The organism is Halomonas salsilacus, assembly GCF_051216275.1.
In the GTDB taxonomy this organism is placed as follows: Bacteria; Pseudomonadota; Gammaproteobacteria; order Pseudomonadales; family Halomonadaceae; genus Halomonas.
This window is the reverse complement of sequence record NZ_JBPKAQ010000001.1, coordinates 61,383-85,659: the sequence shown is the minus strand read 5'-3', so window position 1 is coordinate 85,659 and position 24,277 is coordinate 61,383. Positions and strand designations below refer to the sequence as shown.

Genomic DNA, 24,277 nt, shown 5'->3' with positions numbered 1-24,277 from the left:
ACAGCGATACACTCAACACTCCCGGGAAGCCGGGTGCCGTAGCGAAGCGATATCTACCCGTGATCGCTGGAGCAAGCGAAGCCGCGCACGACGCTCGCCAGGGATGGCGAGCACGGCACGCGGCACCTCCCAACGCCAGAGGCACAAGCCCGCATGACAGCCCCTATCCCGACCCGAGTGCACTACCACCGCAAGGCCCAGGAGCTCGAGCTCGGCTATGCCGATGGCCAGCGCCATCGACTCCCCGTCGAGTACCTGCGGGTCTTCTCCCCCTCCGCCGAGGTACGCGGCCACGGTCCCGATACCGCCACCCTGCAGGTGGGGAAGAGGTTCGTCGGCCTCAAGGACATTACCCAGACCGGCCGCTATGCCCTCAAACTGCACTTCGACGACGGCCACGACAGCGGCCTTTTCAGCTGGGACTATCTGTGGTGGCTGATCCAGAACCATGAGGCCAACTGGGCGGACTACCTGCAGCGCCTGAAGGACGCCGACGCCAGCCGCGAGCCCCTGGGCATCGAAATCAAGCAGCTCTGAACCGCCGTCAAGACAATCGCCGCCGCGGGACGCTACAATGGCGCCCATCCGAGGCACCGGCCTCTCCCATGCAGCGAATCGGGAGCCCCATCGCATGAGCGCCAACCCCAGCTCCAGGGACCAGCAGACTACCCACTTCGGCTTCCAGGAAGTGCCCGTCGAGGAGAAGGCCGCCCGCGTGGCCAAGGTCTTCCACTCCGTGGCTGCCCGCTATGACGTCATGAACGACCTGATGTCCTTCGGTATTCACCGCCTGTGGAAGCGACTGACCATCGAGCGCGCCGGGGTGCGCCCGGGCCACAGCGTGCTCGATATCGCCGGCGGCACCGGTGATCTCACACTCAAGTTCTCGCGTCTGGTGGGGCCTCGCGGCCGCGTGGTGCTAGCCGACATCAACGAATCCATGCTACGGGTCGGGCGAGACAAGCTGCTCGATCGCGGCGTCGGCGGCAACATCGAGTACGTCCAGGCCAACGCCGAATGTCTGCCCTTCCCCGACAACACCTTCGACTGCATCACCATCGCCTTCGGCCTGCGCAACGTCACTGACAAGGACGCCGCCCTGCGCTCAATGGCCCAGGTGCTCAAGCCTGGCGGGCGCCTGCTGGTGCTGGAGTTCTCCAAGCCCGACAGCGCGATACTATCGAAGGCCTACGACGAGTACTCCTTCCGCCTGCTGCCGAAGATCGGCGAAGTGGTGGCCAATGACGCCGACAGCTACCGCTACCTGGCCGAATCGATCCGCATGCACCCGGACCAGGAGACTCTCAAGGCGATGATGGAGGCGGCCGGCCTGGAGCGGGTCGAGTACAGCAACCTCACCGGGGGCATCGTGGCCCTGCACCGCGGCATCAAGCTGTAATGCTGTTACTGGCCGGCCTGGAACGCACCCTCAACGCGCTGCTCGCCCGGGACCCGGCGGCGCCCTCGCGCCTGGCTCGGCTCGCCGGTCAGCGCCTGCTGCTGCGCCTGAGGAGTCCCGAGCTGGCCCTGGCCATCCATTACCACCCCCAGGGCCTCGACCTGCTGCGTCCGGAAAGCCTTGAGGACCAGGTCTTCGATGCCGTGATGGGGCTGGACGCCGAGACCGCCGGCGCACTACTCGGGGGCGCCTCCATCGAGCGGCTGATGTTCCAGGGGCGGCTGGCGGTGCGTGGCCGCACCCAGTTGCTGGAGCAGACCCGCGACCTGCTGCTCGACCTCGACCTGGACTGGGAGGGCGAGCTGGCCCGCTGGCTGGGCGATGTGCCCGCCAACAGCCTGGCCCAGGGACTGCGCCGCCTGGGACGCTTCGGGCTGCGCACCCGCAAGGAGTTCTGCGCCGACCTCTCCGAGTATCTGGTGGAAGAGGCCCGCCTGCTGCCCGGCCGCCCCCAACTGGAGGTGCTGCGCGACCACCTCACCGAGCTCGAGGTCTCCGCCGACCGCCTGGAGACCCGCCTGGCCAGGCTGCACCGCCGCCTGGCGGCACAGCCGACAGTACACAAAGACGGGCGAGAAACGCCATGATGCTGCTGCGGCTGCTGCGCATCCTCTGGGTGATCACCCGCTTCCGGCTCGACACCCTGATTCCCCTGGAGCGACTGCCCTGGATACTGCGGACCCTGCTGCGCCTCTCGCCGCTGCGCCTCGTGCCTATCGGCAAGCGCTCTCGCGGGGCCCGGCTGCGCCTGGCGCTGGAATCCCTGGGGCCGATCTTCGTCAAGTTCGGCCAGGTGCTCTCCACCCGCCGCGACCTGCTCCCCGGGGACATCGCCGACGAGATGAGGCGCTTGCAGGACCAGGTGCCGCCCTTCCCCGGCGTCCAGGCCCGCGCAGTGGTGGAGGACGAGCTCGGCATGACCGTGGCACTGGCCTTCGCCCGCTTCGACGCCGAGCCCCTGGCCTCGGCCTCCATCGCCCAGGTTCACGGTGCGCGCCTGCACACTGGCGAGGAGGTAGTGGTCAAGATCATCCGCCCCGGCATCGACCGGGTGATGCGTCAGGACATGGCGCTGATGTACCGCTTCGCCCAGCTGCTGGCCCTGGTTCCCGAGGCGCGCCGCCTGCGCCCGGTCGAGGTGGTGCGCGACTACGAGGCCACGCTGTTCGATGAGCTCGACCTGCACAAGGAGGCGGCCAACACCTCGCAGCTCAAGCGCAACTTCAAGAACTCGCCGCTGCTCTATGTGCCGGCAATCCACTGGGAGCTGACCCGCCAGCGGATGATGGTACAGGAGCGCATCTACGGCATCCCCGTGGCCGACATGGCGGCACTCGAGGCCCAGGAGACCGACCTCAAGCGGCTCGCCGAGCGCGGCGTGGAGATCTTCTTCACCCAGGTGTTCCGCGACAATTTCTTCCACGCCGACATGCACCCGGGCAACATCTTCGTCGCCCGCGAGCACCCCCGGGACCCCCAGTACATCGCGATCGACTGCGGCATCGTCGGCAGCCTCACCCGCGAGGACCAGGACTACCTGGCGCGCAACCTGCTGGCCTTCTTCCATCAGGACTACTACGAGGTGGCGGCGCTGCACATCGAGTCCGGCTGGGTCGGCGAGCATACCCGGGCCAACGAGTTCGCCGCGGCGATCCGCACGGTGTGCGAGCCGATCCTGGAGAAGCCGCTCAAGGACATCTCGTTCGGCCAGGTACTGCTGGGGCTGTTCCAGACCGCCCGACGCTTCGACATGGAGGTTCAGCCCCAGCTGGTGCTGTTGCAGAAGACCCTGCTCAACATCGAGGGGCTGGGGCGCCAGCTCTACCCCGACCTGGACCTGTGGACGACCGCCAAGCCCTTCCTCGAGCAGTGGATGCAGGAACGCGCCGGTGCGCTGGGCTTCTGGGAGTCCCTCAAGCGCCAGGCCCCCGAGCTGACCCGCCAGCTGCCCGAGTTGCCCGTGCTGGCCCATCAGGCGCTCTCCCAGATGGAGCAGGAGAAACGCCAGCGCCGCCGCCAGGGCGAGGCGCTCGGCGGCATCCGCCACCAGCTGGTCCGCGAGGGTCGGCGCGGCCGGCGACTGCGTCTGGGGCTCCTGCTGGTGGCCCTGGCGCTGGCCTGGCAGCCGTTGGCACAGTGGGCCGCCGGCCAGCCCTGGCCGGCCCTGACCGCCGCCGTCATCGGCCTGGCCCTGCTGGCCTGGTACTGACACGAGCTCGCGTCACGACTCATCCCCTGGCGCCTTCATGCCCCACCGCAAAGGAACCGTCATTCATGAGCGATATTCTCGACCGCCTGCAAGCTGTTCTGGATCAACGCCGCCAGGGGGATCCGCAGGATTCCTATGTGGCCGCCTTGCATCACAAGGGTCTGAACAAGATACTCGAGAAGGTCGGCGAGGAGGCCACCGAGACCCTGCTGGCCGCCAAGGACGCCGAGCACGGCGGAGAGGCAGAGCGTAAGGCGTTGATCGCCGAAACCGCCGACCTGTGGTTTCATAGCCTGGTGATGCTGTCGCACCTCGACCTCGATCACCACGCCGTACTCGACGAGCTGGGTCGCCGCTTCGGCGTATCCGGCCACGACGAGAAGGCCGCCAGACAGCAATAGACTCACAGGGCCCCCGGACCGGCCGGGGCCCCCGATCCAGAGGAAGCACTCATGTTAGGTGGTATCAGTATCTGGCAGTTGCTGATCGTACTCGGCATCATCATCCTGGTCTTCGGCACCAAGAAGCTGCGCAACGTCGGCACCGACCTTGGTGGCGCCGTGAAGGGCTTCAAGAAGGCGATGAGCGAGGAGGAGAAGGCCGAGAAGGCCGAGGGGGAAACGCAAGAACAGGCCCAGGCGCGGGTGGACCACAAGGAAGAGACCAACACCTACGACGTCCAGGCCGAGCCCAAGCCCAAGGAACAGGAAGAGCGAAAATAAGCCGCCATGTTTGACATCGGCTTTCTCGAACTCATGTTCATCGGCGTGGTAGGCCTGCTGGTGCTCGGCCCGGAGCGGCTGCCCAAGGCGGCGCGCACCGCCGGGCTCTGGATCGGCAAGATCAAGCGCACCGTCTCCGGCATGCAGCGCGAGATCAGCGCCCAACTGGAGGCGGAGGAACTGCGCCAGAAGCTCAACGAGCAGCAGAAGAAGCTCGATGAGAGCGTGCGCCAGGTCCAGCGCGACGTGGAGAGCCTCGCCGAGCCCAACCGCCCCGCCGACAAGCTCCGGCCACGCGACCAGGACACTCCATCGGCACCTGGCCCCGAGCAGCGCCTTGACGACGCCCTGGCCCGTGCCCGCCGTGACGACCCGGGCAGCGATGTCTCGGAAAGAGACGATCGCCGTGATGAACGCCCCGTGCCTTCCGCCGCCGACAAGGATGCCTCCTCCCGATGAGCAAGACCGGTGACAGCCCGGAACCGCCCCAGGCCACGCTGATAGAACACCTGATCGAGCTGCGCTCGAGGCTGCTGCGCGCCGTGGTGGCGATACTGGTGATCTTCCTGGGCCTCTACGCGTTCGCCAACGACATCTACACCTTCGTCGCCCAGCCGCTGATGGCGCTGCTGCCGGAGGGGTCGCAGATGATCGCCACCGAGGTTGCCTCGCCCTTCCTGGCGCCCTTCAAGCTGACTCTGGTGGTGGCGGTGTTCATCGCCATTCCCTACGTGCTGCACCAGGCCTGGGCCTTCGTGGCCCCAGGTCTCTATGACAACGAAAAGGCCCTGGCGCTGCCGATCCTCGCCTCCAGCGTGATGCTCTTCTACGCCGGGGCGGCCTTCGCCTACTACGTGGTCTTCCCGCTGCTGTTCCAGTTCTTCACCCAGACAGGGCCAGAGAACGTGGCGGTAATGACCGACATCAACGCCTATCTCAACTTCGTCCTCAAGCTGTTCTTCGCCTTCGGGGTGGCCTTCGAGATCCCCATCGCCACCTTTCTGCTGATCGCCTCCGGGGCCACCACGGTGGAGAGCCTGTCGAAGAAACGCCCCTACATCATCCTTGGCTGCTTCGTGGTGGGCATGCTGCTCACCCCCCCGGACGTGATCTCCCAGAGCCTGCTGGCGGTACCCATGTATCTGCTCTATGAGGTCGGCCTGCTGTTTGGCCGCCTGGCGCAGCGCAAGAAGCAGCGCAACGAGGCACAGGGCGAGACGGAGGAGTAGCGCGGTACGTTCCGCTGACGAAACACCCCCGCCGGATCGCATCGGCGGAAGTGTTATGTTGGATCATGTCCTGGCGCTTAGCGATCCATCAGCTCATCGATGCGGTCAACCAGCTTGAAGATGCCGGTGGCCGCCTCGCTGATGCGAGTCGCCAGCATGTAGGCCGGGGTGGTGACCACGCGGTTCTCGAAATCCACCACGATCTCCCCCGCGGCGCAGCTGCGGTGCAGGCCGCCCATGGCGCTGATGGCGCCGGAAACGCCCGGGTCGTGGCCGATGGTCACGGCGATGCCTGGACCCAGCAGCTTGGTTACCATCACCGGGGCGATGCACATCAGCCCGATCGGCTTGCGCGCCTTCTGGAAGCCGGCCATGGCCTCCCTGAGCTCGTCGAGCACCTTCATGTCGGCGCCCGCCTCGGCGAAGCTGGAGAGGTTCTTGGCCGCCCCGAAGCCGCCGGGCAGGATCACCGCATCGAAGTCGTCTGCGTCAAGCTCCGAGAGCGGCGAGATCTCGCCGCGCGCCAGGCGCGCCGACTCGGTCAGCACGTTGCGGGTCTCGCCCTTGGCCACCTCGCCGCTGCGATGGTCGATCACGTGGTGCTGCTCGATGTCCGGGGCGAAGCAGCGATAGCCGATGCCCAGCTGGTCGAGCCGCAGCAGGGTCAGGGTGGTCTCGTAGATCTCGGAACCGTCGAAGACACCGCAGCCCGAGAGAATCACCGCCACCTGTTTGCTCATGCCTGTCTCCTTGCAGGGGTCACCCGCCAACGGGCGGGCCCGATAATCGAATCCCACACTCTAGAGCGAACGTACGGGTGCGACAAGGCGAGACTTTCGGCGTACCGGCACGCTGATATACTCGGTATCAGCCACGACCCGTCGTCATCCAACTGTCATATCGTGTCGCCACAATGCCCACTGGCCGGCGACCCACGCTGGAGAATCGCCTTGAGTTTCATGACCACCCGACAGTTTCCCTCGACCCGCCTGCGCCGCATGCGCCGCGACGAATTCTCACGTCGGCTGATGCGCGAGACCACCCTGACACCGGCCGACCTGATCTGGCCGGTGTTCGTGCTGGAGGGCAAGAACCAGCGCGAGGCCGTGCCCTCCATGCCGGGGGTCGAGCGCCTGTCGCTGGATCTGCTGATCGAGGAGGCCCGCGAGGCGCATCTGCTGGGCATCCCGGCCCTGGCGCTGTTCCCGGTGGTCGACGCCTCCCTGAAGAGCGAACTGGCCGAGGAGGCCTACAGCGCCTCGGGCCTGGTGCAACGCAGCGTGCGGGCCCTCAAGGAGGCCCTGCCGGAACTTGGCATCATCACCGATGTGGCACTGGACCCCTATACCAGCCACGGCCAGGACGGCATCATCGACGCACAGGGCTATGTGCTCAACGACCGCACCGTGGAGACCCTGCTCAAGCAGGCGCTCTCCCACGCCGAGGCCGGCGCCGACGTGGTGGCCCCCTCCGACATGATGGATGGGCGCATCGGCGAGATCCGCCGGGTACTGGAGCAGGAGCAGCTGGTCAACACCCGCATCATGGCCTATAGCGCCAAGTACGCCTCGCGCTACTACGGCCCCTTCCGCGACGCGGTGGGCTCCTCCGCTAACCTCGGAAAGGCCGACAAGAGCACCTACCAGATGGACCCCGCCAACGGCGACGAGGCCCTCCACGAAGTGGCCCTGGACCTGGCCGAGGGCGCCGACATGGTGATGATCAAGCCCGGCATGCCCTATCTGGACGTGGTGCGCCGGGTGAAGGATGAGCTCAAGGTGCCCACCTTTGCCTATCAGGTGAGCGGTGAATATGCGATGCACATGGCGGCCTTCGAGAACGGTTGGCTGGATGCTGACAGCGTGATCCTCGAATCCCTGACCTGCTTCAAGCGTGCCGGGGCCGACGGCGTGCTGACCTACTTTGCCAAGCGGGCGGCCCGCCTGCTCGCCCAGTGACGGAGGGGGCTGCGCCCCTTCCAGGACCCGAAGAGAGTTGCCCATGGAAGACCGTAGTCCCGAATCCCCCACGCCCCTGACCGAACTTCGCGCCGTCGACGCGTCGGGCGAGGAGGCCACGGCAGATGCGCCGGCGCCGCGTCTCAACCAGACCCGCACCGGCATCAAGCCCAAGGCGCTGCCGGAGGCGGACCTGGACGACCCGAGCCTCTACTTCAACCGCGAGCTCTCCCATCTGCAGTTCAATATCCGGGTCCTGGAGCAGGCCTTGGACGAGGCGCACCCGCTGCTCAACCGGCTGATGTTCCTGCTGATCTTCTCCTCCAACCTGGACGAGTTCTTCGAGATCCGGGTGGCCGGCCTCAAGCACCGGGTGGCGCTGGGCGATGAAGGCACCGGCTTCGACGGGCGCTCGCCGAGTTCGGTTCTCGCCGAAATCTCGCGGATCGCCCACGAGCAGATCGAGCGCCAGTACCGCATCCTTAACGAGACCCTGCTGCCGGCACTGGAAGAGCGGGGGCTGCGTTTCCGGCGACGCACCGAGTGGACCAAGGCCCAGCAGGCCTGGGTGCGCGACTACTTCGACGAGGAGATCATGCCGGTCATCAGCCCCATCGGGCTGGACCCCTCGCACCCCTTCCCGCGACTGGTCAACAAGAGCCTCAACTTCATTGTCCAGCTCGAGGGCAAGGACGCCTTCGGCCGCGAGGGTGGGCTGGCCATCCTGCCGGCACCGCGCTCGCTGCCGCGGGTGATCGCCCTGCCCGCCGAGCTGTGCGAGGAGGGCTTCAGCGAGGCCGTCTTCCTCTCCTCGATGATGCATGCCCACGCCGAGGAGCTCTTCCCGGGCATGAGGGTACGTGGCTGCTATCAGTTCCGGCTGACCCGCAACGCCGACATGACCGTGGACCCGGAGGAGGTCTCGGACCTGGCCTCGGCGCTGCGCGGCGAGCTGCTGGCCCGCCGCTACGGCAGCGGCGTGCGCCTGGAGGTAGTCGACACCTGCCCGGACGAGCTGGCGGCATTCCTGCTCAAGGAGTTCGCCCTGGGGCAGGACGACCTCTACCGGGTCAACGGGCCGGTCAACCTGACCCGCATGATGGCCCTGCTGGGCGACCTGGAGCGTCCCGAGCTCTTCTACCGCCCCTTCATCCCGGGGCTGCCCAAGAACCTCAAGAAGGACGGCAGCCTGTTCGATGCCATCGCCACCGGCGATATCCTGCTACATCACCCCTTCCAGTCCTTCTCGCCGGTGGAGGAACTGCTCGCCGAGGCGGCCCGGGACCCCTCGGTGCTGGCCATCAAGCAGACCCTCTACCGCACCGGCGCCGACTCCCCCATCGTCAACTCGCTGGTGGAGGCGGCCCGTGGCGGCAAGGAGGTGACGGTGGTCATCGAACTGCGCGCCCGCTTCGACGAGGCGGACAACCTGGTGCTGGCCTCGCGTCTGCAGGAGGCCGGCGCCATCGTCATCTACGGGGTAATGGCCTACAAGACCCACGCCAAGATGATGCATATCGTGCGCCGCGAGAAGGGGCGACTGCGCTACTACGTGCACCTGGGCACCGGCAACTACCACTCGAAGACGGCCAAGCTGTACACCGACTACAGCCTGCTCACCGCCGACGAGGCGCTCTGCGAGGACGTCCACCAAGTGTTCCAGCAGCTGTCGGGCATGGGCCGCGCGCGGCATATCGAGACCCTGCTGCACGCGCCCTTCACCCTCCACGAGGGCATGGTGGCGATGATCGATCGCGAGGCGGAGCATGCCCGCCGGGGCCGGCGCGCCCACCTGATCATCAAGTGCAACTCGCTGACCGAGCCCAAGCTGATCCAGGCGCTCTACCGCGCCTCCCGTGCCGGGGTAGAGTGCGACCTGATCATCCGCGGCATGTGCTGCTTGAGGCCCGGGATCCCCGGCGTGTCGGAGACCATCCGGGTGCGTTCGATCATCGGCCGCTTCCTGGAGCACACCCGGGTGTTCTACTTCCAGAACAACGGCAAGGCCGAGGTGTGGGCGTCCAGCGCCGATTTCATGAGCCGCAACATGTTCCACCGGGTGGAGACCTGCTTCCCGCTGCTCGACAAGAAGCTCGCCGCGCGGGTGCGCAAGGACCTGGAGACCTACCTGGTGGACAACTGCCAGAGCTGGCGACTGCAGCCCGATGGCAGCTACGTCAAGCAGCAGCCAGGCGACGCGGCACCGATCAGCGCCCAGGAGACGCTGCTCTACGCCTACGCCGCCAAGGCCTGAACCATCCGCAGAGAGTGACACCCGCAGCGAGAGGCGCCGTGCGGATAAGGGGCGGCGGGAGGGATCAGCGCTTGAAGGCGGCCAGGTCCTGGGGGTCGAAACCGTCGACCCGCTCGGGCAGGCCGCGCTCCTGGCGGGCGAGGCGCACCTTCTGGCGCTCGGTGAGCAGCTCGGCATCGTCATCCAGGGTGCGGCCGTTGAGCTCGGCGAGCTGGGCCATGCCCTGATGGTAGAAACTGAGGATGGCCAGCGCCGTGCCGTTGTCCTCCTCCACGCCTCGGCGCAGCGCAGGCAGGTAGGCGCTGACGCGGGACAGGTGGTGCTTGAGCTGCCAGACATAGCGCATCTCGGTCATCCAGGGGCGTTCGCGCAGCACCGCGAAGGTCAGGCTGGTGGCTATCAGGCCCAGCAGCACCCCCAGTGCGTTGAGCCAGAAGCCACCGCCGAAAGCCAGCTGCAGCAGCTGGGCGAAGACCAGCCCGAAGACGATCAGCTGACCGGCCATGGCCAGGCTGATCAGTCGGCCCTTGCGGCGGTAGGTCTCGGGGTCGTGCGCTTCGAACCGGAATGACATGGGGCCTCCTGGGTGGCGAATCGGGATCGGTATGATTATCCCGGCTGCGCCACCCGGGGTACAGGGCTAGCGCAATCGCTCTGCCGCGCTGAGCAGCAGATGCTCGGTGGTCTCCCAGCCGATGCAGGCGTCGGTGACCGATACCCCGCGGCGCAGCCGGCCGGGCGCCAGCGCCTGCTTGCCCTCGTGCAGGTGACTCTCGACCATCAGCCCGGCCAGGGCGGTCTCCCCCGCCAGGCGCTGGGCCAGCACGTCGAGCAGCACCTCGCTCTGGCGGCGATGGTCCTTGCGGGCGTTGGCATGGCTGCAGTCCACCATCAGCCGCGGGGTGAGCCCTGCCTCCTCCAGGGAGCGCCGCGCCGCCTGGACGTGCTTGGCCTGATAGTTGGGCTCGCCGTGGCCGCCGCGCAGCACCAGATGGGTGTGGGCGTTGCCAGCGGTCTGCTGCACCACCGGGCGCCCTGCCGGGTCGAGGCCGAAGTGGCTGTGGGGGTGGGCCGCGGCGCGCATGGCGTCCAGGGCCACCCCGATATCACCGCCGGTGGCGTTCTTGAAACCGACCACGGCATCGAGGCCGCTGGCCAGTTCGCGGTGCAGCTGGGATTCCGTCGTGCGGGCCCCGATGGCCACCCAGGCCAGCAGGTCCTCAAGGTAGGGGGCGAGCATCGGCTGCAGCAGTTCGGTGGCCACCGGCAGACCCAGGGCGGCGACCTCGCGCATCAGCCGCCGGGAGGCCGCAAGGCCACGAGCCATGTCATCGCTGCCGTCGAGCTCCGGGTCGTAGGCCAGCCCCTTCCAGCCCACGGTGGTGCGTGGCTTCTCGACATAGACCCGCATCACCAGCAGCAGGCGATCCGCCACCTTCGGGGCAAGCCCGGCCAGGCGCCCGGCGTACTCCAGGGCCGCTTCCGGGTCGTGGATGGAGCAGGGGCCGACCACCACCAGCAGGCGGTCATCGCGGCCGGTGAGGATATCGCGGATGGCCTGGCGCTGGCCCTCGACCTGCCGGGCCAGGTCGGCCTCCAGGGGCAGGGCACGGCGCAACTCGCCGGCGGTAGGCAGCGCCCGGCTAATGGCGCCCGGCGCGACGGCGCTCGGGTCGGCCTGGGACAGGGCGGTGGCGAAGGAGGCATTCATGGGTCATCAACTCCGGGTAGCGGTCATGCATCGTGATGTTCGGGTGACATTGACTGCCAAGGAACGCAGAACCCCCGGGGCGGGACGCCTTCCGGGGGTTCTGTCGGGAGGCGGCCCTGGTGGGGCGTGCCTCCGGCGATGTCATCTGCTGCTCAGGACTCTCTAGTCAGACATGGCCACCGGCACACCGGTCATAAAGTGGCCATGCCAATAGCCCCGACCGCAGGCAGCCGGGTCGACTGCACGCTCAGCACTGCCGGCAGAAGCGGCGTGGCAGCGGTGCGTGTCGATGGCAAATGCGGTCATGGTCATCTCCTGATATGGGGTCCATCGTGCCCCATCGCGGCAGGGCTGGCAAGGCCCCGCTAGCGAAGGTGTCGGCCGCCGTCCACCGGCAGGGTGACGCCTGTCACATAGCGGTTGTCGAGCAGGTAGCGCAGGCTCTGGTAGATCACCCCGGGGCCCGGGACCATCTCCATGGCCGACTTGGCACGGGCCTTCTCGGCATAAGCCTCGTCGTCGCCCTCGTTAAGCATGATCAGCGCCGGCGCGATGGCATTGACCTGGATCGCCGGCGCGTACATGGCGGCAAACGACAGCGTGAGGTTCTCCAGCCCCGCCTTGCTGGCGGCATAGGCGGCGTGCTTTTTCGAGCCCTTCTGCACCACGTAGTCGGTCATGTGCACGATGTCCCGCTGGGGCTCGCTGCACGCTTCGAGCAGCTCCCGGGCGTGCAGGTTGATCAGGTACGGGGCCAGCATGTGGACCCGGAACAGCCGCTCGAAGGTAGCGCCGGCCTCGGGGCCCGTGGAATCCGGCGCCCAGTCGCTGGCGTTGTGGACGATGGCCCGCAGCGACCGAGTCTCGGCCCGGAGTCGCGCGAGGAAGTCGAGGATGCCCGCCTCGGTGGAGAAATCGGCCGGCAGGGTGACGATGCCCCGTGCCCGCAGGGCGTCGAGTTCGCGGCGCTCGCGGCGATAGCTGATGAACACCGGGTGGCCGTCGTCGACCAGGCGCTCGGCGCAGTGGCGCCCGAGGCGCTGGGCACCGCCGGTGATCAGGATCGGCGAGGCGCTCACTGGCGCGCTTCCTTCACCAAGCTGCCCGCGGTAGGCACGATGGGATCCCGGGGTGCATAGGCGAAGACGTCCGAGAAGACCCGCGAAGGCGAGAGGCCCAGCGAGGCGAGCACGTCCACGCAGGCGTAGACCATGCCGGGCGAGCCCGAAATGTAGACGTCCTGGCCCGAGACGTCGTCGATCCCCGCGGCCAGGGCCTGGTCGATACGCCCGCCATGACCGATGACGCCCTCCCCCGCCCAGGGCTCCTCCGGCGCCAGCTCGGTCACCGGGTGAAAGCGAACGCCGGGGTAGGCCTTGGCCCACTCCATGGGCAGGCTCTCCAGGTAGAGCTGGCGCCGCTCGCGGGCCGCCCACCAGAGGTCGATCTCGCGCTCGGGATCTGCCTCAAGCGCCGCCTCGGCGATCGCCTTCATCTGGGAGAAGCCGGTACCGGCGGCGATCAGCAGCAGCGGTCGGGGGCTGTCCGGGTCGAGCACGCAGTCGCCGCCGGGCATACGCAGGGTCAACCGGCTGGCCACCTGGACCAGCTCGCGCATGCGCGCGGAATTCTCCCGCTCCGGCCAGTGCTGGATATGCAGCTCGATCACCCCGTCGCCGCCGTGGGCGTTGGCGATGGAAAAGGGCACCCAGGTCTCGTCGTCGAGCCTCAGCTCCAGGTACTGGCCCGGGGCGTGGGCCACCGCCTCGGGGCGGCCCTCCAGCTGTACCCGGAAGACGTCCGGGGTGAGGTCCTCGACCTCGTCGACCAGGCAGGTCAGGGTCCTTGGCGTCATGAATGCCTCGTGCGATTGTCAGGGGGTCGTAGTGTCGGGGAGCTCGATGCCCAGCTCGTTCCAGCGCTCGCTGACGCGTGCCTTGACGGCTTCGTCCATGACGATGGGCACTCCCCACTCGCGGTCGGTCTCGCCGGGCCACTTGCTGGTAGCGTCCAGGCCCATCTTGGAGCCGAGGCCGGAGACCGGCGAGGCGAAGTCCAGGTAGTCGATGGGGGTGTTCTCCACCAGCACGGTGTCCCGGGCCGGGTCCATACGCGTGGTGATGGCCCAGATCACGTCCTTCCAGTCCCGGGCGCTGACGTCGTCGTCGAGCACCACCACAAACTTGGTGTACATGAACTGGCGCAGGAAGCTCCACACCCCCATCATCACCCGCTTGGCATGGCCCGGATACTGCTTCTTCATGGTCACCACCGCCATGCGGTAGGAGCAGCCCTCCGGCGGCAGGTAGAAGTCGACGATCTCCGGGAACTGGCGGCGCAGGATCGGCACGAACACCTCGTTCAGCGCCAGCCCCAGGACCGCCGGCTCGTCGGGCGGCCGGCCGGTGTAGGTGGAGTGGTAGATGGCGTCGCGTCGCATGGTCATGCGCGTCACCGTGAACACCGGGAAGTGGTCGATCTCGTTGTAGTAGCCGGTGTGGTCGCCGTAGGGGCCCTCGGGCGCCGTGTCATCAGGATAGATGAAGCCCTCCAGGATGATCTCCGCCGAGGCAGGCACCTCGAGATCGGCGTGGCCGCACTTGACCAGCTCGGTGCGCGAGCCGCGCAGCAGCCCGGCGAAGGCGTACTCGGAGAGCGAATCGGGCACCGGGGTCACCGCGCCGAGGATGGTCGCCGGGTCGGCGCCCAGTGCCACCGCCACCGGGAAGGGCTCACCGGGATGGGCCTTCTGGAACTCCTGGAAGTCCAGGGCACCGCCGCGATGGGAGAGCCAGCGCATGATCAGCCGGTTCCTGGAGAGCTTCTGCTGGCGGTAGATGCCGAGGTTCTGGCGCGCCTTGTGGGGGCCTTTGGTGATCACCAGCGGCCAGGTGACCAGCGGCGCGGCGTCGCCGGGCCAGCAGTGCTGGATCGGCAGGCGGTCGAGGTCGACCTCGTCGGCCTCATAGACCCTCTCCTGCACCGGCGCCGAGCGAACCCTCTTCGGCCCCATGCTCACCACCTGCTTGAAGATCGGCAGCTTGTCCCAGGCGTCGCGGAAGCCCTTGGGGGGCTCGGGCTCCTTGAGGAAGGCCAGCAGCTCGCCCACCTCCCGCAGGGCTTCGACGCTCTCCTGGCCCATGCCCATAGCGACCCGCTTCGGCGTGCCGAAGAGGTTGCCGAGCAGCGGCATGTCATGGCCCTTGACGTTCTCGAACAGCAGCGCAGGACCACCGGCACGCAGGGTGCGGTCGCAGATCTCGGTGATCTCGAGGTAGGGGTCCACCTCGGCGGTGATGCGCTGGAGCTCGCCCCGGGCCTCCAGGGCGCTGATGAAGTCTCGCAGGTCCTTGTACTTCATTCGGATTTCCCGGTTCCAGTGCGACGAAAGTGGCAGCATAGCATGCCCCTTGGATACGTCTGGTGAATCGCCCAAGGTGAGCGGCGCCAGGCCCCAAAGCTACCGGAGCATGTGCAGCGAGGGGTGCCGGGGACAAGCCGAAGGGGAGGTCCTCCGCCAGGGATGGCGTCGGTAGTGTACAGGGGTGGTCTTCACCGCGCCGCCCCGATGGTCCGACACTTCGGGGCTTGTCGACGCAAAAGCCCCGAGCGATCCCGCCACCTCAAACAAACATCAACGCCGCTTCATCGCCTCGAAGAATTCGAGGTTGGTCTTGGTATCCTTGAGGCGGTCGATCAGGAACTCGGTGGCCGCGGTATCATCCATGGGGTTGAGCAGCTTGCGCAGAATCCACATGCGCTGCATCTCGTCCTCGGAGGCGAGTAGGTCCTCGCGGCGAGTACCGGAACGGCGGATATTCATCGCCGGGTAGACGCGGCGCTCGGCCAGCTTGCGGTCCAGGTGCGCTTCCATGTTGCCGGTGCCCTTGAACTCCTCGAAGATCACCTCGTCCATCTTGGAACCGGTGTCCACCAGTGCCGTGGCGATGATGGTCAGGCTGCCGCCCTCCTCGATGTTGCGCGCCGCGCCGAAGAAGCGCTTGGGCTTCTCCAGGGCATGGGCGTCCACGCCGCCGGTCAGCACCTTGCCGGAACTCGGCACCACGGTGTTGTACGCACGCGCCAGGCGGGTGATGGAGTCGAGCAGGATCACCACGTCCTTCTTGTGCTCGACCAGGCGCTTGGCCTTCTCGATCACCATCTCGGCCACCTGCACGTGACGCGCCGGCGGCTCGTCGAAGGTTGAGGCCACCACCTCGCCGCGCACCGTGCGCGACATCTCGGTCACCTCCTCCGGGCGCTCGTCGATAAGCAGCACGATCAGATGGCAGTCCGGATCGTTGCGAGTAATCGAAGTGGCGATGTTCTGCAGCATCAGCGTCTTGCCCGCCTTGGGCGGCGAGACAAGCAGGCCACGCTGCCCCTTGCCGATGGGCGATACCAGATCGATGATCCGCGCCGTGATGTCCTCGGTGGAACCGTTGCCGATCTCCATGCGCAGGCGCTCATCGGGGAACAGAGGCGTGAGGTTCTCGAACAGGATCTTGTGCTTGGCGTTTTCCGGCCGGTCGAAGTTGATGTCATTGACCTTCAATAGCGCGAAGTAGCGCTCGCCCTCCTTGGGCGGCCGGATCTTGCCGGAGATGGAGTCGCCCTTGCGCAGGTTGAAGCGCCGAATCTGGGACGGCGAGACGTAGATGTCGTCGGGCCCGGCCAGATAGGAGCTGTCGGCACTGCGCAGGAAGCCGAACCCGTCCTGCAGGATCTCCAACACGCCGTCGCCATAGATCGGCTCACCGCTCTTGGCATGCTTCTTGAGAATGGCGAAGATGATGTCCTGCTTGCGGGAGCGCGCCAGGTTATCGATGCCCATCTCGCGGGCGATCTCCAGGAGATCCGGCACGGACTTTTGCTTGAGGTCGGTAAGATTCATCGGTGTGATCAGAGATTGCTCGTGGAAGCCGGGCGTCGGTGCGCCGCGTGTGGCGGGAGGCGAGACGATAGCGCCGCGTGAGGTGCGTTCAGAGCCCTGAGAGGTATCACTCGTCATCGTGTATCCAGATGGCCATGGGGAAGGCAACCGCAGGGGGTAGCCGGCCGATAAGGGAGTCGAGGGAGCAGATTCGTTTTCGCCTGACCAGCGGCTACGGCTTGGCCGGGTATCGCTGGGCATTGTGGGCTGACTGACGACTTGGGATTGACCGAGACGGGATCGCCGCAGGACGGTCGGAAAGCATTCGAAACAGGCGAACGCCTCGATACTAGACAAGCCCCCTGGGGAACGCAAGCCCCACGGCGATTGACAGGGCGGGGGGCGCACCGCAACCTTTCTCCCACAGACAACGTCAAGGACTCACCATGACCTCGCCAGTGGAGCCGGCTCTGCCCCCCACCCGACGCCTCGCCGCCATCGACCTGGGCTCCAACAGCTTCCATCTGCTGGTCGCCAACTACCAGGACGAGCGTCTGCAGGTGGTGGAACGGCAGGGAGAGAAAGTGCAGCTGGCCGCCGGCCTCGACGACGAGGGCCTGCTCGACGAGGACACCATGCAGCGCGCCCTGGACTGCCTGGCTCGCTTCGCTCCCTTCGTGGAGGACATCGCCCCGGGGCAGCTCAGGGTGGTGGGTACCAATGCCCTGCGGGATGCGGCCAACAGCCAGGCGCTGATCGAGCGCGCCGAGGCGCTGCTGGGCTGTCCCATCGAGATCATCGCCGGACGCGAGGAAGCGCGCCTGATCTATCTCGGGGCGGCCCACGCCCTGGCCGAGGAGGGGCGCCGGCTGATCGTCGATATCGGCGGCGGCTCCACCGAGTTGATCATCGGCGAACGCTTCGAGCCCCAGGCGCTGGAGAGTCTGCGCATGGGCTGCGTGACCTTCACCCGGCGTTTCTTCGACAACGGGGAGATCACCGACAAGCGCATGCGCAGGGCCGAGCTCGCCGCGCTCTCGGAACTGGCCAATATCCGTCGCCAGTACCACGAGCTGGGCTGGGAGGATCCGGTCGGCTCCAGCGGCACCATCAAGGCGGCCGCCGCGGTGATCCATGCCGCCGGGGACGCCACCGAGGGCGTCATCACCCGGGAGGGGCTGGCCGCCCTGCGCGAGCGGCTGATCAAGTGCAAGCGCCTCGACAGGGTCAGCCTGGAGGGACTCAAGCCCGACCGAGCGCGGGTCTTCCCCGCCGGCATCGCCGTGCTCGGCGCCATCTTCGAGGCCTTTGGCCTGGAGCAGATGCGTTACGCCGACGGCGCCCTGCGAGAGGGGGTGCTCTACGATATGGCGGGGCGCAACAGCCCCGAGGACTCGCGACTCACGAGCCTCGAGCTGCTCGAACGCCGCTACGGGGTGGATGAGCGCCAGGCCGCCAATGTGGCCACCAGCGCTGCCGCCCTATTTGACCAGGTGCGCGACGCCTGGGACCTGGACGACGACCAGGCCCGCTTCCTCGGCTGGGCCAGCCGCCTGCACGAGATCGGCCTGGCGATCTCCCACAGCCAGTTCCATCGCCACGGCGCCTACCTGCTGGAGTACTCCGACCTGGCCGGCTTCTCGCGCCCGGAGCAGCGCCTGCTGGCCTTCCTGGTGCGCGCCCACCGCCGCAAGTTCCCGACCCGGGAGTGGCAGGCACTGCCCGCCTCCGTGCAGCACTCCCACGCCCGACTGGCCAGACTGCTGCGCCTGGCGGTGCTGCTCAACCACAGCCGGCCCGAGCAACCGGCCGGTGCACCGCGCCTGGAGGCCGACGGCGAGGCGCTGCGGCTGTGGCTCGCCGTCGGCGAGGACCCCATGCTGCTGCTCACCGACCTGGAGCAGGAGTGCACCTACCAGCAGACCGCCGGCTTCCCCCTGGCACTGGTGTCTCAGCCCTGAGCGCTGGTCAGACAGCCCAGAGCCCGGGCCTCTATGGCGCTTCGCTCCGCCATCCCGGCGCCACCACCAGCCAGCGCTCGCCCACGGGATCGAGTACCGCTACCACTGTCTCGCCTTGCCACACCACCACCACTCGCTGGCGCTCCCAGGGCGGCATCTCCAACTCCTGAAGCCGCCGCTTGAGATCCCGTGAGCCGCGACCCGCCAGAGCGAGTCTTTCGCCGCCGCGACGCGGGCACAGGCGCAGCACTGCGGCTACCCCCGGCCCATTCGGCCGCAGCCGCACGTCACAGCCCCCCAGCGGGGTCCTCAGCGGCCCATCACCGCGCCAGCGCATTTCCCAGCCCTCCGGCAGGGAGGGTAACGGCGCCAGCAGGTAGAGCCATCCGCGCCAGACCCGCGCCTCGGCGCCCGCCCAGACCACCCGCGCTTCGGCATCCCTCCGCGAGGACAGCTGATCCAGAAGCGTCGCCAGGCGCGCCGCCGGCGGGGTCGGCAGATCCAGGCGGGCGCAGGCGTGGCGCACCAGCAGCCGCTGGCGGTCACCCGAGAGCGCCGCCAGCTCAGCTGTCGGCAGCCGCGCCGCCTCGCCGCCCAGGCGCTCGAGATCGAGCTCGGCCAACTCGCCGAGCAGCCCCTCGGCTTCCCCGGCCAGGACGGCGCTGCGTGACAGCGCCGCGGCGGCGTGGGGCCAGCGCGCCGTCAGCCCCGGCAAGACGGTGTGACGCAGATAGTTGCGATCGAGGCGCTCATCGGCGTTGGAGGGGTCCTCCACCCAGGCCAACCCCAGCCGAGCCGCCTCGGCCTCGAGCTCGGCCCTGGAGACCACCAGCAGCGGTCGCACCAGCGCCCTGCCCCGCCAGGCACGCGCCGGCGGCATGGCGGCGAGCCCACGCACGCCGCTGCCGCGCAGCGCGGCGAGCAGAAAGGTCTCGGCCTGGTCGTCGCGGTGCTGGGCCAGCCACAGGGTGTCGCCGGGGGCGACACGACGGGCGAAGGCGGCATGGCGTGCCTCCCGGGCCGCCCCCTCCAGGCCCCGTCCCGTGGTGAGGTCGACCTCGGCCCGCTCGACGAAGAGCGGCACGCCCTGCCGCGAGCAGAGCCGGCGGCAGTGGACCTCGAAGTCGTCGGCGGCAGCCTGCAGGCCATGGTGCACGTGCAAGGCCCGCAGCGGACGGGGATGGCGGCGACATGCCTCGGCGACCAGTGTCAGCAGCAGCGCGGAATCAAGGCCGCCGGAGAGGGCCACCCATACGCAACGCCCCGGCGGGGTCTGTGCCAGGGCGCTATCGATCAATGACGGCAGGGACATGGCGTCTCAGGCCGGCGCCCCGTAGCTCATCAGCCGCTTGTACCGGCGCGCCAGCAGGGCGTCGGTGTCCATGGCGTCGAGGCGATCCAGGCTCGCCAGCAGCGCGTCCCTGACCCGCTCGGCGGCAGTGACCGGCTGCCGGTGGGCGCCGCCCAGCGGCTCGGGGATAAGGGTATCGACGAAGCCGAGCTCCCGGAGGCGCTCGGCGGTCACGCCCATGGCCTGGGCAGCGTCGGAGGCCTTCTCGGCGCTGCGCCAGAGGATGGAGGCGCAGCCCTCGGGGGAGATCACCGAATAGGTGGAGTACTGCAGCATCGCCAGCTCGTCGCAGACGCCGATGGCCAACGCCCCGCCGGAGCCGCCCTCGCCCACCACGGTGGCGATGATCGGCGTGCGCAGCCGCGACATGACGGCCAGGTTGTGGGCGATGGCCTCGGACTGGCCGCGCTCCTCGGCGTCGATGCCGGGGTAGGCCCCCGGCGTGTCGATAAAGGTCAGCACCGGCATCCTGAAGCGTTCGGCCATCTCCATCAGGCGGCACGCCTTGCGGTAGCCCTCGGGGCGCGGCATGCCGAAGTTTCGGCGCACCTTCTCCTTCACATCGCGGCCCTTCTGGTGACCGATCACCATCACCGGGCGATCATCGAGGCGTGCCACGCCACCGACGATGGCGGCGTCATCGGCGAACTGGCGGTCGCCGTGGATCTCGTCGAAGTCGGTGAAGACGTGCTCCAGGTAGTCCAGGGTGTAGGGCCGCTGGGGGTGGCGAGAGAGCTGGGAGACCTGCCAGGGAGTCAGGTCCTTGAAGATGGACTCGGTGAGCCGGCGGCTCTTCTCCTGGAGGCGCTCGATCTCGTCGCTAAGGTTGACCTGGCTGTCATTGCCGACCAGGCGAAGCTCCTCTATCTTGGCCTGGAGCTCGGCAATGGGCTGTTCGAAGTCAAGATAGTTGGGGTTCATTGGCCGGCTGCCTTGTCGTGTTTCACCGCCCTGCCCACATGGCCAGGCGCGGCGCGAAAAATGAAGTGGTTGGCATTATCGCACCCTCAACGCGCGGCGCAAGGTGACGCCTCAGCGGTATTTGAGCCGCACGCCGTCCTGGCCCTGCACCTCGCGCAGGCGAATCAGCAGGTCATCGGTGGGCGAGACCTTCCAGGCTGGATCGAGCTCCAGCCAGCCGGTGGCCTCGGCGTTGCGGTAGCGCAGGCGCACCGGCAGGCCGTCGGCGTCGCGGTGCAGGTCGAGGCTCGCCCGAAGGGAGTCGACCAGGCGGCCGTTGATGGCCGCGCCGTCCAGGGAGAGTTCCACCGCCTGGCCGTAGCGGGTGCGCGCGGCCACCATGGGAGTGACCTCCTTGCCGCGCAGGCGCAGGCCACCGGAGTAGTCGTCGGAGGAGACCTCCCCCTCGACGATCAGCACCTGGTCCGCCTCGATCTGGCCGCGCAGCTGCTCATAAAGCTCGCCGAACAGCGACGCCTCGATGCGCCCGGTGCGGTCGTCCAGGGTCAGGAAGGCCATGGTGTCGCCGCGTTTCGACTTCATGGTGCGCACCCCCACCACCAGGCCCGCCACCCGTTGGGGCTCCCGGGACGGCTTGAGGTCGCTGATACGGGTAGAGACGAAGCGCTCGAGCTCCTTCTCGTACTCGTCGATGGGGTGACCCGTCAGGTAGAGCCCCAGGGTCTCCTTCTCGCCGGCCAGGCGCTCCTTGTCGCTCCATTCTCGTACCCGGCAATACTCGGCGTAGACGTCGCCTCCCTCGGCCTCCTCGTCGACGAAAGCCTCGCCGAACATGTCGATCATGCCCAGGTTATGGTTGGTCTGGGTCTGGGCCGCGGCCTTGAGGGCGTCGTCCAGGGACGCCGCCAGCACGGCGCGGTTGGGGCCGAGGTTATCCAGCGCCCCGGAGCGGATCAGCGCCTCCAGGGTGCGCTTGTTCATGCGCTTCGGGTCGACGCGGCGGCAGAAATCGAAGAGATCCCTGAAGGGGCCATCCGCCTCGCGGGCCTCGACAATGGCGCCGATGGGCCCCTCGCCCACGCCGCGGATCGCCCCCAGGCCATAGACCACCCGCCCCTCGGTATCCACGGTGAACTTGTACTCGCCGAGGTTGACGTCCGGCGGGGTCACGGTGAGCTTGAGGTGGCGGCACTCCTCGATCAGCGGCACCACCTTGTCGAGGTTGTCCATCTCGGTGGAGATCACCGCCGCCATGAAGGGGCCGGGATAGTGCGCCTTCAGCCAGGCGGTCTGGTAGGAGACCAGTGCATAGGCTGCCGAGTGGGACTTGTTGAAGCCGTAGCCAGCGAACTTCTCAACCAGGTCGAAGATGTTGCCCGCCAGGTCCTTGTCGATGCCGTTGGCCGCACAGCCCTCCATGAAGCCCGCGCGCTGCTTGGCCATCTCCTCGGGCTTCTTCTTTCCCATGGCGCGGCGCAGCATATCGGCCTGGCCCAGGCTGTAGCCCGCCATTACCTGGGCGATCTGCATCACCTGCTCCTGGTAGAGAATGATGCCGTAGGTGGGCTCTAGCACCGGCTTGAGCAGCTCGTGTTGGTAGTCCGGGTGGGGGTAGGAGATCTCGGCCCGGCCGTGCTTGCGGTTGATGAAGTCGTCCACCATGCCCGACTGCAGCGGGCCGGGGCGGAACAGGGCGACGAGGGCGATCATGTCGTCCAGGGAGTCGGGCAGCAGGCGCTTGATCAGCTCCTTCATGCCGCGGGATTCGAGCTGGAACACCGCCGTGGTCTCTGCGCGCTTGAGCATCTCGAAGGTGCGGGCGTCATCCAGCGGGATGCTGTCGATCGCAAGCGGCCCCTGGCCCTCAACGGCGCGCACCTTGTCGACCATTGCCAGCGCCCAGTCGATGATGGTCAGGGTGCGCAGACCGAGGAAGTCGAACTTGACCAGCCCGGCCTCCTCGATGTCGTTCTTGTCGAACTGCACCACCAGCCCCGAACCATCCTCGTCGCACAACAGCGGCGAGAAGTCGGTGAGCTTGGTGGGGGCGATCACCACGCCGCCGGCGTGCTTGCCGGTGCCGCGGGTAATGCCCTCGAGCTTGAGCGCCATCTCCCAGATCTCGGCGGCCTCTTCGTCGTTCTCGACAAATTCCCGAAGGGCCGACTCCGCCTCGATGGCCTTGCCGAGGGTCATGCCCACCTCGAAGGGGATCAGCTTGGAGAGCTTGTCCCCCAGCGAGTAGGGGCGCCCCTGGGCGCGGGCCACGTCGCGCACCACCGCCTTGGCGGCCATGGTGCCGAAGGTGACGATCTGCGACACGGCGTTGCGGCCGTAGCGGTCGGCCACGTACTCGATCACCCGGTCACGCTTCTCCATGCAGAAGTCGACGTCGAAGTCGGGCATGGAGACCCGCTCGGGGTTGAGAAAGCGCTCGAACAGCAGGTCGTAGCCGATGGGGTCGAGGTCGGTGATCTTCTGGGCGTAGGCCACCAGGGAACCGGCGCCGGAGCCGCGTCCCGGCCCCACCGGCACGTCGTTGTCCTTGGCCCACTGGATGAAGTCCATCACGATCAGGAAGTAGCCGGGAAACCCCATCTGGATGATGATGTCGAGCTCGAAATCGAGCCGCTTGCGATAGCGGGCGTCGATCTCGGCGAACTCGGCCCCGTCGCGGGGGTAGCGCTCGGCGGGGAACAGGAAATCGAGGCGTTCGGTGAGCCCGTCGTGGGAGACCTTGCGGAAGAACTCGTCCTGGGTCATCCCCTGGGGGATCTCGAACTCCGGCAGGAAGATCTCGCCGAGGCGTACCTCGACACTGCAGCGGGCGGCGATCATCACGGTGTTGGTCAGCGCCTCGGGGATGTCGGCGAACAGCTCGGCCATCTCCTCGGGGCTCTTGAGGTACTGCTCCTCGGTGTACTTGCGCTCACGGCGCGAGTCGTTCAGGGCCCGCCCCTCGCCGATGGCAACCCGGGTCTCGTGGGCCCAGTAGTCCTCCTTGTCGAGAAAGCGCACGTCGTTGGTGGCCACCACCGGGGTGCCGGTCGCCACGGCCAGGTCCACCGAGAGGTGCACGCACTCCTCCTCCCGGGGCCGGCGGGTGCGCGCCAGCTCCAGGTAGAAGCGCCCCGGAAAGGCGGCGGTCCACTCCTCGAGCAACTCGCGCGCCTCGGCGCCGTGGTCGCTCAACAGGTGGCGGCCGATCTCGCCGTCGCGCCCCCCGGAGAGAGCGATCAGCCCCTCGCTCTGGGCCAGCACCCAGTCGCGCTTCAGCTCGGCATGTCCCAGGCGCTGCCCCTCCATCCAGCCTCGGGAGATCAGCTCGGTGAGGTTGCGATAGCCCACGTCGTTCATGGCCAGCAGCGTCAGCCGATAGGGGTGCCCCTCATCATGGGGGTTGGTTAGCCACAGGTCGGCGCCGATGATCGGCTTGAGCCCGGCCCCCTGGGCACCCTTGTAGAACTTGACCAGGCCGAACAGGTTGGCCTCGTCGGTCACCGCCAGCGCCGGCATACCCTGCCCGGCGGCCGCCTTGACCAGTGGCTTGAGCCGCACCAGGCCGTCGACCAGGGAGTATTCGGTATGGACGCGAAGATGAACGAAGGGCGTGGTCATGTTGGGCTCGG

The 24,277-nt window shown here is 67.7% G+C and carries 22 protein-coding genes; 11 read left to right on the top strand and 11 right to left on the bottom strand.

The window, feature by feature from the left end; genetic code table 11:
* The first annotated feature begins 153 nt into the window (after positions 1-153).
* The 8 genes from ACR80S_RS00415 (at position 154) to tatC (ending at position 5,619) form a co-directional block, all read left to right on the top strand.
* On the top strand, positions 154-537 hold the full coding sequence (locus ACR80S_RS00415) for a gamma-butyrobetaine hydroxylase family protein (protein WP_435402259.1): 384 nt from the start codon (positions 154-156) through the stop codon (positions 535-537).
* 94 nt (positions 538-631) lie between these two features.
* Positions 632-1,399, top strand: a complete 768-nt coding sequence (ubiE, locus tag ACR80S_RS00410; RefSeq protein ID WP_435402258.1) for a bifunctional demethylmenaquinone methyltransferase/2-methoxy-6-polyprenyl-1,4-benzoquinol methylase UbiE — start codon at positions 632-634, stop codon at positions 1,397-1,399.
* The gene (locus tag ACR80S_RS00405) at positions 1,399-2,046 is read left to right on the top strand and encodes a ubiquinone biosynthesis accessory factor UbiJ (RefSeq protein ID WP_435402257.1); all 648 of its coding nucleotides are present in this window, start codon (positions 1,399-1,401) and stop codon (positions 2,044-2,046) included. The genes ubiE and ACR80S_RS00405 overlap by 1 nt, the downstream gene beginning before the upstream one ends.
* Positions 2,046-3,668, top strand: a complete 1,623-nt coding sequence (gene ubiB / locus ACR80S_RS00400; protein WP_435402560.1) for a ubiquinone biosynthesis regulatory protein kinase UbiB — start codon at positions 2,046-2,048, stop codon at positions 3,666-3,668. The genes ACR80S_RS00405 and ubiB overlap by 1 nt, the downstream gene beginning before the upstream one ends.
* A gap of 65 nt (positions 3,669-3,733) precedes the next feature.
* Positions 3,734-4,069 (top strand): phosphoribosyl-ATP diphosphatase, encoded by a 336-nt coding sequence (locus ACR80S_RS00395; protein ID WP_435402256.1) that lies wholly within the window; start codon positions 3,734-3,736, stop codon positions 4,067-4,069.
* 51 nt (positions 4,070-4,120) lie between these two features.
* Positions 4,121-4,390 carry a Sec-independent protein translocase subunit TatA gene (tatA, locus tag ACR80S_RS00390; protein WP_435402255.1) on the top strand — a complete coding sequence of 90 codons (270 nt, stop codon included), beginning with the start codon at positions 4,121-4,123 and terminating at the stop codon, positions 4,388-4,390.
* A 6-nt stretch (positions 4,391-4,396) separates the two neighbouring features.
* Complete coding sequence (gene tatB, locus ACR80S_RS00385) at positions 4,397-4,849, top strand: Sec-independent protein translocase protein TatB (protein WP_435402254.1); 453 nt, start codon at positions 4,397-4,399, stop codon at positions 4,847-4,849.
* A complete protein-coding gene (tatC, locus tag ACR80S_RS00380; RefSeq protein WP_435401264.1) occupies positions 4,846-5,619 on the top strand; it encodes a twin-arginine translocase subunit TatC in 774 nt (257 codons plus the stop codon). The genes tatB and tatC overlap by 4 nt, the downstream gene beginning before the upstream one ends.
* A 77-nt stretch (positions 5,620-5,696) precedes the next feature.
* On the opposite strand, the gene elbB is transcribed toward tatC, so the two are convergent.
* On the bottom strand, positions 5,697-6,359 hold the full coding sequence (gene elbB / locus ACR80S_RS00375; RefSeq protein WP_435402253.1) for an isoprenoid biosynthesis glyoxalase ElbB: 663 nt from the start codon (positions 6,357-6,359) through the stop codon (positions 5,697-5,699).
* Positions 6,360-6,578: 219 nt separating this feature from the next.
* Here elbB and hemB point away from each other — a divergent pair, with 219 nt between their 5' ends.
* Both hemB and ppk1 read left to right on the top strand, forming a co-directional pair.
* The gene (gene hemB / locus ACR80S_RS00370; protein WP_435401333.1) at positions 6,579-7,577 is read left to right on the top strand and encodes a porphobilinogen synthase; all 999 of its coding nucleotides are present in this window, start codon (positions 6,579-6,581) and stop codon (positions 7,575-7,577) included.
* A 43-nt stretch (positions 7,578-7,620) separates the two neighbouring features.
* Positions 7,621-9,831 carry a polyphosphate kinase 1 gene (gene ppk1 / locus ACR80S_RS00365; protein WP_435401262.1) on the top strand — a complete coding sequence of 737 codons (2,211 nt, stop codon included), beginning with the start codon at positions 7,621-7,623 and terminating at the stop codon, positions 9,829-9,831.
* Positions 9,832-9,895: 64 nt separating this feature from the next.
* Here ppk1 and ACR80S_RS00360 read toward each other — a convergent pair whose 3' ends face one another.
* The 7 genes from ACR80S_RS00360 to rho form a co-directional block, all read right to left on the bottom strand.
* On the bottom strand, positions 9,896-10,405 hold the full coding sequence (locus tag ACR80S_RS00360; RefSeq protein ID WP_435401261.1) for a DUF3087 family protein: 510 nt from the start codon (positions 10,403-10,405) through the stop codon (positions 9,896-9,898).
* Positions 10,406-10,471: 66 nt separating this feature from the next.
* Positions 10,472-11,542 (bottom strand): 3-deoxy-7-phosphoheptulonate synthase, encoded by a 1,071-nt coding sequence (locus ACR80S_RS00355; RefSeq protein WP_435402252.1) that lies wholly within the window; start codon positions 11,540-11,542, stop codon positions 10,472-10,474.
* A 162-nt stretch (positions 11,543-11,704) separates the two neighbouring features.
* Complete coding sequence (locus tag ACR80S_RS00350) at positions 11,705-11,848, bottom strand: hypothetical protein (protein ID WP_435401259.1); 144 nt, start codon at positions 11,846-11,848, stop codon at positions 11,705-11,707.
* A gap of 59 nt (positions 11,849-11,907) precedes the next feature.
* Complete coding sequence (folM, locus tag ACR80S_RS00345; protein WP_435401258.1) at positions 11,908-12,621, bottom strand: dihydromonapterin reductase; 714 nt, start codon at positions 12,619-12,621, stop codon at positions 11,908-11,910.
* Positions 12,618-13,397: an NAD(P)H-flavin reductase gene (locus tag ACR80S_RS00340; protein WP_435402251.1), complete on the bottom strand. Its 780-nt coding sequence runs from the start codon at positions 13,395-13,397 to the stop codon at positions 12,618-12,620. Before ACR80S_RS00340 ends, folM begins: the two co-directional genes overlap by 4 nt.
* An 18-nt stretch (positions 13,398-13,415) precedes the next feature.
* Complete coding sequence (gene ubiD / locus ACR80S_RS00335) at positions 13,416-14,903, bottom strand: 4-hydroxy-3-polyprenylbenzoate decarboxylase (protein ID WP_435402250.1); 1,488 nt, start codon at positions 14,901-14,903, stop codon at positions 13,416-13,418.
* Between the two features lie 273 nt (positions 14,904-15,176).
* Entirely contained in the window at positions 15,177-16,436 is a 1,260-nt protein-coding gene (rho, locus tag ACR80S_RS00330) for a transcription termination factor Rho (protein ID WP_435401332.1), read from the bottom strand.
* A 425-nt stretch (positions 16,437-16,861) separates the two neighbouring features.
* On the opposite strand from rho, the gene ppx reads away from it, so the two are divergent.
* A complete protein-coding gene (gene ppx / locus ACR80S_RS00325; RefSeq protein ID WP_435401255.1) occupies positions 16,862-18,376 on the top strand; it encodes an exopolyphosphatase in 1,515 nt (504 codons plus the stop codon).
* 31 nt (positions 18,377-18,407) lie between these two features.
* Here ppx and tilS read toward each other — a convergent pair whose 3' ends face one another.
* The 3 genes from tilS to dnaE form a co-directional block, all read right to left on the bottom strand.
* Entirely contained in the window at positions 18,408-19,688 is a 1,281-nt protein-coding gene (gene tilS, locus ACR80S_RS00320) for a tRNA lysidine(34) synthetase TilS (RefSeq protein ID WP_435401254.1), read from the bottom strand.
* 6 nt (positions 19,689-19,694) lie between these two features.
* On the bottom strand, positions 19,695-20,648 hold the full coding sequence (gene accA / locus ACR80S_RS00315; RefSeq protein WP_435401253.1) for an acetyl-CoA carboxylase carboxyl transferase subunit alpha: 954 nt from the start codon (positions 20,646-20,648) through the stop codon (positions 19,695-19,697).
* A 111-nt stretch (positions 20,649-20,759) separates the two neighbouring features.
* On the bottom strand, positions 20,760-24,266 hold the full coding sequence (dnaE, locus tag ACR80S_RS00310; protein WP_435402249.1) for a DNA polymerase III subunit alpha: 3,507 nt from the start codon (positions 24,264-24,266) through the stop codon (positions 20,760-20,762).
* Positions 24,267-24,277 lie beyond the last annotated feature (11 nt).

Coding starts and splice junctions, on each gene's coding strand:
- dnaE (WP_435402249.1), bottom strand. CDS start 24,266: ATGACCACGCCCTTCGTTCATCTTCGCGTCCATACCGAATACTCCCTG.
- ACR80S_RS00350 (WP_435401259.1), bottom strand. CDS start 11,848: ATGACCGCATTTGCCATCGACACGCACCGCTGCCACGCCGCTTCTGCC.
- ACR80S_RS00415 (WP_435402259.1), top strand. CDS start 154: ATGACAGCCCCTATCCCGACCCGAGTGCACTACCACCGCAAGGCCCAG.
- accA (WP_435401253.1), bottom strand. CDS start 20,648: ATGAACCCCAACTATCTTGACTTCGAACAGCCCATTGCCGAGCTCCAG.
- ACR80S_RS00355 (WP_435402252.1), bottom strand. CDS start 11,542: ATGAATGCCTCCTTCGCCACCGCCCTGTCCCAGGCCGACCCGAGCGCC.
- ppx (WP_435401255.1), top strand. CDS start 16,862: ATGACCTCGCCAGTGGAGCCGGCTCTGCCCCCCACCCGACGCCTCGCC.
- ppk1 (WP_435401262.1), top strand. CDS start 7,621: ATGGAAGACCGTAGTCCCGAATCCCCCACGCCCCTGACCGAACTTCGC.
- ubiD (WP_435402250.1), bottom strand. CDS start 14,903: ATGAAGTACAAGGACCTGCGAGACTTCATCAGCGCCCTGGAGGCCCGG.
- rho (WP_435401332.1), bottom strand. CDS start 16,436: ATGAATCTTACCGACCTCAAGCAAAAGTCCGTGCCGGATCTCCTGGAG.
- ACR80S_RS00340 (WP_435402251.1), bottom strand. CDS start 13,397: ATGACGCCAAGGACCCTGACCTGCCTGGTCGACGAGGTCGAGGACCTC.
- tatA (WP_435402255.1), top strand. CDS start 4,121: ATGTTAGGTGGTATCAGTATCTGGCAGTTGCTGATCGTACTCGGCATC.
- tilS (WP_435401254.1), bottom strand. CDS start 19,688: ATGTCCCTGCCGTCATTGATCGATAGCGCCCTGGCACAGACCCCGCCG.
- hemB (WP_435401333.1), top strand. CDS start 6,579: ATGACCACCCGACAGTTTCCCTCGACCCGCCTGCGCCGCATGCGCCGC.
- tatC (WP_435401264.1), top strand. CDS start 4,846: ATGAGCAAGACCGGTGACAGCCCGGAACCGCCCCAGGCCACGCTGATA.
- ubiE (WP_435402258.1), top strand. CDS start 632: ATGAGCGCCAACCCCAGCTCCAGGGACCAGCAGACTACCCACTTCGGC.
- ACR80S_RS00360 (WP_435401261.1), bottom strand. CDS start 10,405: ATGTCATTCCGGTTCGAAGCGCACGACCCCGAGACCTACCGCCGCAAG.
- tatB (WP_435402254.1), top strand. CDS start 4,397: ATGTTTGACATCGGCTTTCTCGAACTCATGTTCATCGGCGTGGTAGGC.
- ubiB (WP_435402560.1), top strand. CDS start 2,046: ATGCTGCTGCGGCTGCTGCGCATCCTCTGGGTGATCACCCGCTTCCGG.
- elbB (WP_435402253.1), bottom strand. CDS start 6,359: ATGAGCAAACAGGTGGCGGTGATTCTCTCGGGCTGCGGTGTCTTCGAC.
- ACR80S_RS00395 (WP_435402256.1), top strand. CDS start 3,734: ATGAGCGATATTCTCGACCGCCTGCAAGCTGTTCTGGATCAACGCCGC.
- ACR80S_RS00405 (WP_435402257.1), top strand. CDS start 1,399: ATGCTGTTACTGGCCGGCCTGGAACGCACCCTCAACGCGCTGCTCGCC.